The sequence below is a fragment of the uncultured Phenylobacterium sp. genome, assembly GCF_902826855.1.
Taxonomy (GTDB): Bacteria; Pseudomonadota; Alphaproteobacteria; order Caulobacterales; family Caulobacteraceae; genus Phenylobacterium.
This window is the reverse complement of record NZ_CADEGK010000241.1, coordinates 1-6,290: the sequence shown is the minus strand read 5'-3', so window position 1 is coordinate 6,290 and position 6,290 is coordinate 1. Positions and strand designations below refer to the sequence as shown.

Annotated in this window: 2 protein-coding genes; one reads left to right on the top strand and one right to left on the bottom strand. The window is 70.9% G+C overall.

All coding sequences use genetic code 11. The features are described 5' to 3' along the window. Window positions 1-4,219 (bottom strand): alpha-2-macroglobulin (locus tag QZV94_RS22080; protein WP_293682031.1); only part of this gene is annotated, 4,219 nt, incomplete at its 3' end. Between the two features lie 153 nt (window positions 4,220-4,372). Between QZV94_RS22080 and QZV94_RS22075 the strand changes: the two genes are divergently transcribed. Further along, window positions 4,373-6,178 carry a M2 family metallopeptidase gene (locus tag QZV94_RS22075; RefSeq protein WP_293682028.1) on the top strand — a complete coding sequence of 602 codons (1,806 nt, stop codon included), beginning with the start codon at window positions 4,373-4,375 and terminating at the stop codon, window positions 6,176-6,178. Window positions 6,179-6,290: the final 112 nt, after the last annotated feature.

Below are 6,290 nucleotides of genomic sequence, written 5' to 3'. Positions count from 1 at the left end.
GCTCCTTGTAGCCCAGCGAACGCACGGCCTGCTGGAACGCCGAGTGGGCGCGGGCGCGATCGCCCATCAGCGCCAGGCCGGCCCCGATCTGCGCCTTGGCCAGCGGCGAGGCTTCCGACTTCATCTGCACGTCGTGCCACCAGCGCAGGCGGGCCAGGTCGCCCTTGCCGCCCTTGGCCAGGACATAGAGGGCGTAGGCCGAGGCGCGGCGGCGCAGCGTCTGGGTGGCGATGCGCGAGGCGTCGGGATTGCCGGCCCACCACTCCGGGTACTCCATGCGGTAGGAGACGTTGGAATAGCCCTCGGGGCGGGAGACTTCACGGAGCGCCGTGAGCGCCCGGTCGATGGCCGCCTGCGGGGCGGGCGCGCCGAGCCGCCGGGCCTCGATCAGGAAGTCGGTGGCGTAGGCGCCCAGCCAGGGATCAGCTTCGCCGTCGCCGACCCGCCAAAGCCCGAACGCGCCGTCGAGGCTCTGGCGGTCCAAGAGCTTGCCGACCGCCTGGTTGAGGCCGGCGTTGGAGCGTCTGAGTTTCGGGTCGAACTCGGCGCCGTAGAGCAGCGGATAGGCCCCGGAGACCAGCTGCTCGGTGCAGCCGTAGGGATAGCGCGAGAGGGCTGCTGCGATGGGCGCCGGGTCGAAGCCGCGGAAGGGCGAGTAGCTGACCTGCATGGTCGCGTCCCCGGCGGCGAGGCCGGCCAGCAGATCGCGGCTGGGCGCGTAGGCGGTTCCGGGTTGCTGCAGCACGGCGGTGGTGCGGGTGATGCGCCCCCAGCCCAGCCGGCTCTGGATCGGGAAGTCGCGGCCGGTGGCGAAGCCCGGGCCGGTGACCCGGAAGCCCACCTGGCCGACGCCGGCGGTGCGCGGCGCGTCGAAGGCCACGCGCTGGATGGCGCGCTGGCCCAGCGGCAGACGGAAGAGCTGGCGCAGGCTGGCCAGGAAGCCGCCCTTGCCGGTGACCTGGGCGGTGTAGTCGCCGGGGCGGCCCTCGACGTTGTGCAGCTCCAGGGTGGCGAACGCGCGGTCGCCGGGCGCCATGAAGCGCGGCAGGCTCAGTTCCGCCACCACGGGCTCGCGCACGGTGAGTGGTTTCGACGCTCCGCCGACCGCGTCGTCGGTCCACGCCACCACCATCAGCCGCAGCTCGCCGTTGAAGTCGGGGGCCGGAAGCTTGATCGTCGCGCGGCCCAGGCGATCGGTCTCGATCACCCCGGACCACAGGGCCACGGTGCGGATCGGCGTGGTGGTGAGGCCCTCGCCGCCGATCTCGTCGGCGCCGAAGTTGACGTTGGCTGGCGCGCCCAGGTTCGGGTCCAGCAGGCGACCGTAGTCGTCGCGCAGGTCGACGCGCAGCGCGCGCTTGCCGAAGTACCACTTCACCGGATCAGGACTGGCGAACTTGGTGAGCCGCAGGATGCCCTCGTCCACGGCGGCCACGGTGACCCGCGCCTTGCCCGCGAACCCCGCGCCCTTGATGGTCACCGGCACGTTCAATGTGTCCTTGGCGTGCGCTTTCGCCGGCGTCCCCAGCGCCACGTCGAGGCGGCGGCCCTTCGGCTCCAGCGGCACGTAGATGACGCCGAGCGCGCGGCCGGGCTTCGGCGCGGTGACGGCATCGCGCGGCTGGATCACGCTGACCAGAATATAGGCGCCGCCGCCCCAGGCCGCGGACGACTTCAGCCGCACCGTCGCCCCCTTCGGCCCGACCGAAACAGTCCTGAAGTCCACCAGCCGATCGGTGGCGACCGCAATCTGGGCCTCGCCGGCATAGGGCGGCTTCAGCGTGATCTCGACGGTGTCGCCCTGGCTGTAGGGCTTGGTCCCGGCGGTCACGCGGACCACGTCGGGGGCGTCGGCGTCCTTGGCGGGCGCGCCCCAGCCGGAGGCGAAGCGGATGACGCTGGCCGCCCCGTCCGGGCCCGCCAACTCGATGCGGTAGTCGCCCCAGCCGAGGCGGCGCGAGAGGCGGGCCGGGCCGTTCGCGGGGATGTTCAGCGTCCCCTTCTGCACCACCACGTCGCGGCTGGTGCGGCGCCACTGCCAGCGGCCGTCCTGCTGGAACCAGTCGTAGCGCCAGGCCTCGCTGATCAGGGCGTAGGTCACGCCCGCCTGGGCCCTGCGGCGGCCGAAGGGATCGGCGGCGATCACGTCGATCGACACCACCGGGTCGGCGCCGCCGGAAGCCAGCCCCTGGTCGACCCTGGCGCCCAGGTAGTATGCGGCCGGGCGCACCTTGAAGGTCGCGCCTTCGCGCACGGGCCGGCCGCCAGGCTCGAACACCGAGGCCACCAGGGCAGCCTCCAGTGGCTGCGGGCTGCCGTGCGCGGCGAGGGACGGCAGGTGAAGGACGGCGCGGCCGTCGCCGTCGGTGACGGTGGTCTCCAGTTCGAGGAACTGTTCCTGGAACGGCGCCCGCTGGTCGCCCCACTGGTAGTCCTTGAACTGCGGGAAGGGATCGGGGTCGACGCGCAGGCGCGCCTCGCCCTGCGTCTGCAGGCCGGCGCCGGCTGCGCCGTAGAGGAAGCGGGCCATGACGTTGACCGTGCGCATCTCATCCGTGCGCAAAGGGACCTGCTCGTCGCCCTTGGCGCTGACGTCCAGGCGGCTGGGGGCGAAGTCCTCGACGGCGAACGTGGTCTCGCCGGCCGGGGCCTCGATGCCGTCGATCTCCACGGTGGCGCGCCAGCGGCCGCGCGGCGCGCTCTTGGGCAGGACGACGCTCGCTGCGGCCGAGCCGAACGGCAGCTTCTGGAAGCTGTAGCGGATCAGCTCCACCCCGGAGGGCCGACGCACGACGATGTAGCCCTTGCGGTCCTTGATCGCGCGGGCCTCGCGGTCACGCAGCAGGGCGTTCAGCCGCACGGTCTCGCCGGGCCGATAGATGCCGCGGTCGGTGTAGAGATAGGCATCGACGCCGCCGCCGGCGCCCTCGGCGGTGCGCCCGCCGACATTCTGCTTCGACAGGTCCACGGGCGCACGCTCGAGGTCCATGACGGCCAGGTCGCCCTGCGGCCCATAGGCCATCACCATGCGCGCATCACCGGCGCCCTCGCCCTCCAGCAGCGGCCGGTCGAACTTCACCCGGCCCGAGGCGTCGGTGCGGGCCTCGGCCAGGGTCTCGCCGTTGCGGGCGACAAGGGCGACCTTGAGGGCCGGCAACGACTTGGCGCTTTTCAGCGAGCGGACCACCACGTCCAGCCCTTCCGAGCCTTCGTAGGCGGTGAGCGCCATATCGGTGAAGATCACCCAGCGTCGCGCCTGGGCGGGCGGATTGTCGTCGTAGTCGTCTTCACCGCGGTCGGCCTTCAGGCCCTTGGCCCCGGAGGCGTCCCTGGCCTTGATGAGGTAGCCGCCGGGCGTCATCTCCTTCAGCACCGCGCCCAGCGGGAAGACGGTGGTGACGCGGTCTCCCTGGCCGCCGCGCACCGCGATCTCGCCCTTCCAGATCCGCCGGCCCTCGCCGCGCGGGCTGTCGTCGCCGTAGTCGCTGGCGTATTCGCCCTCGCCGGTGGGGTCGGGCGCGCTGATCGACTTGCGGACGAGGTTGCGGTCGACCACGCGCCAGACCTCGATGGACAGCCGCGTGACATTCACGGTCTCGATGCCAATCCCGTCGGAATCCTCGCGCGGCAGGATCACGCCCTGGCCGGCAAAGCCAACGTAGGGCGGCTTCTCGCCGAAGTTGAAGGCGACGTCGGCGTTCTGGGCCAGGGTCGCGCCGCCGGCCGCCGGCAGGCCCTTCAGCAGGGTGACGGTGCGGTCGGTGAAGCCGACGCCGGCGATGCAAAGCTCGTCGCCCTTCACCGTCACGGCGGGCTTGGTCTCCAACTCCGGCGAGATCAGCACGAAGTCGCCATAGGCTCTGGCCGGATCGAGCGGACGGCTCATCTGGATGCAGGCCCGCGGCTGGGCGCCCGCCACGTCGACCCGCGAGCGCCAGACGGCGAAGCCGGCGGGCCGGGGGATGCCGCGGCGGCGCGCGTCAGCGGCGCGGGGCTTGCCAAACAGCGACCAGACGGACTTGCCGGGCTCGGCCGCGGCGGAAGCCGAAGCCACGTTGGGCGCCTCAACGACCCTGGTGGCGACCACGCCGCCGGCGAAGGCCGCGACCGCGACGAGGGCGGCGACAGCGACAGGCAGGCGGGCGGCGGTCAGCCGCACGAGCCGGGCGCGCCAGGACGCTGCAGATCCGTCCGGATCCGACCCGCCGCCCAGCGACATGACGCCCTCCTGGCCTTGATTACGGTGATGATGGAGGCTGCGCGGGGCCCGCCGTCAATGGGGCGGCCCCGCTTGACGATGAAGGTTTTCGATGCGTTGCATCCGGCACACGCCGCGGCGGGCCCGCGGCCCCAACCACGCGCAGGAATATCAATGAAATCAATATTCTTGGCTGCGAGCGCCGCGATCGCTCTGCTGGCCACCGGTCCGGCTGGCGCTCAGGCCCCGGCCCAGCCTTCCGCCGCCGACGCCAAGGCCTTCATCACACGCGCGGAGGCAGACATCGCGACCGCGCGCGCCTTCTCCGCCCGGGCCGCCTGGGTGCGCGCCAATTTCATCACCGAAGACACCCAGTGGCTCGAGACCAAGGCCAACGCCGAAGCCGGAACCCTGCTCACCCGGCTGGCCAAGGAAGCCGCGCGCTTCAACGGCGTGGCTCTGGATCCGGTGACGGCCCGCAAGTTGATGCTGCTGAAGCTCTACGTGGCGCTGCCGGCGCCAGACCGGCCCGGCGCGGCGGCGGAACTGGCGGGCCTCTCAACCAAGCTCAATTCGACATATTCCACCGGCAAGTTCACGTACAAGGGCAAGCCCCTCACTCTGAACGACGGCGAGGACATCCTGCGCACCAGCCGCGACCCGGCGGAGCTCAAGGCGGTCTGGGAAGGCTGGCACGGGACCGCCCCGGTGATGCGCGCCGACTACCCGAAGCTGGTGGCGCTGGCCAACGAGGGCGCGCGCGGCATGGGATTCAAGGACGCCGGCGCGCTGTGGCGCTCGGGCTACGACATGAGCGCCGACGAGTTCACGGCGGAGACTGACCGGCTGTGGACCCAGGTCGAGCCCTTCTACCGCAACCTCCACTGCTACGTCCGGGCGCGGCTGAGCGAGAAGTACGGCGAGGCGGTGCAACCGCGCAAAGGCCCGATCCGGGCCGACCTGCTGGGCAACATGTGGGCGCAGGAGTGGGGCAATATCTACGACGTGGTGGAGCCCAAAGGCTTCGCGCCCGGCCCCGACCTCGGCAAGCTCCTGGTCGCCAAGGACTACGACGCCGTCAAGATGGTGAAGACCGGCGAGGCGTTCTATTCCTCCCTCGGCTTCGCGCCGCTGCCGGAGACGTTCTGGAAGCGCTCGCTGATCACCCGCCCGCGAGACCGTGAGGTCGTCTGCCACGCCTCGGCCTGGAACGTCGACGACAAGGACGACATCCGCATTAAGATGTGCACCAAGGTGACGGCCGAGGACTTCCAAACCGTCCACCACGAACTGGGCCACAACTACTACCAGCGGGCCTACAAGGCCCAGCCGGTGCTGTTCCAGGGCTCCGCGAATGGCGGATTCCACGAGGCCACGGGCGACTTCGCCGCGCTTTCGGCGGCGACCCCCACCTACCTTCAGCAGATCGGCCTGACCGACCAGACGCCGGGGGCCGACCAGGACATCCCGTTCCTGTTGCGCATGGCCATGGACAAGATCGCCTTCCTGCCGTTCGGCCTGCTGGTCGACAAGTGGCGCTGGCAGGTGTTCGACGGCTCTGTCGGGCCCGACAAGTATAACGACGCTTGGTGGGCGCTACGGCTCAAGTACCAGGGCCTGGCGCCGCCCGGACCGCGGCCGTCCGACGCCTTCGACCCCGGCGCGAAGTATCACGTGGCGGCCAGCTCCACCTACGAGCGCTACTTCATGGCCAGGATCTACCAGTTCCAGTTCCACCGCGCCGCCTGCAAGCAGGCCGGCTGGAAGGGGCCGCTGCACAGGTGCTCGATCTATGGTCAGAAGGCGGTGGGCGAGAAGTTCAACCGGATGCTGGAGCTGGGCCAGTCGCAGCCCTGGCCGCAGACGCTGGCCGTCTTCACCGGCGAGACCAAGACCGACGCCAGCGCCGTGGCCGATTACTTCAAGCCGCTCGACGCCTGGCTCACCAAGCAGAACAAGGGGGAGGCCTGCGGCTGGTAGGGTGAGTGCGACGGCCGTTCGCTTCCTCGCCCCCCGAACTTCGTCTCGGGGGTGAGGAAGCTACGCCAGCTTGATCTCCCGCAGCCGCTCCTGGAGGTACGCATCCGCCGTG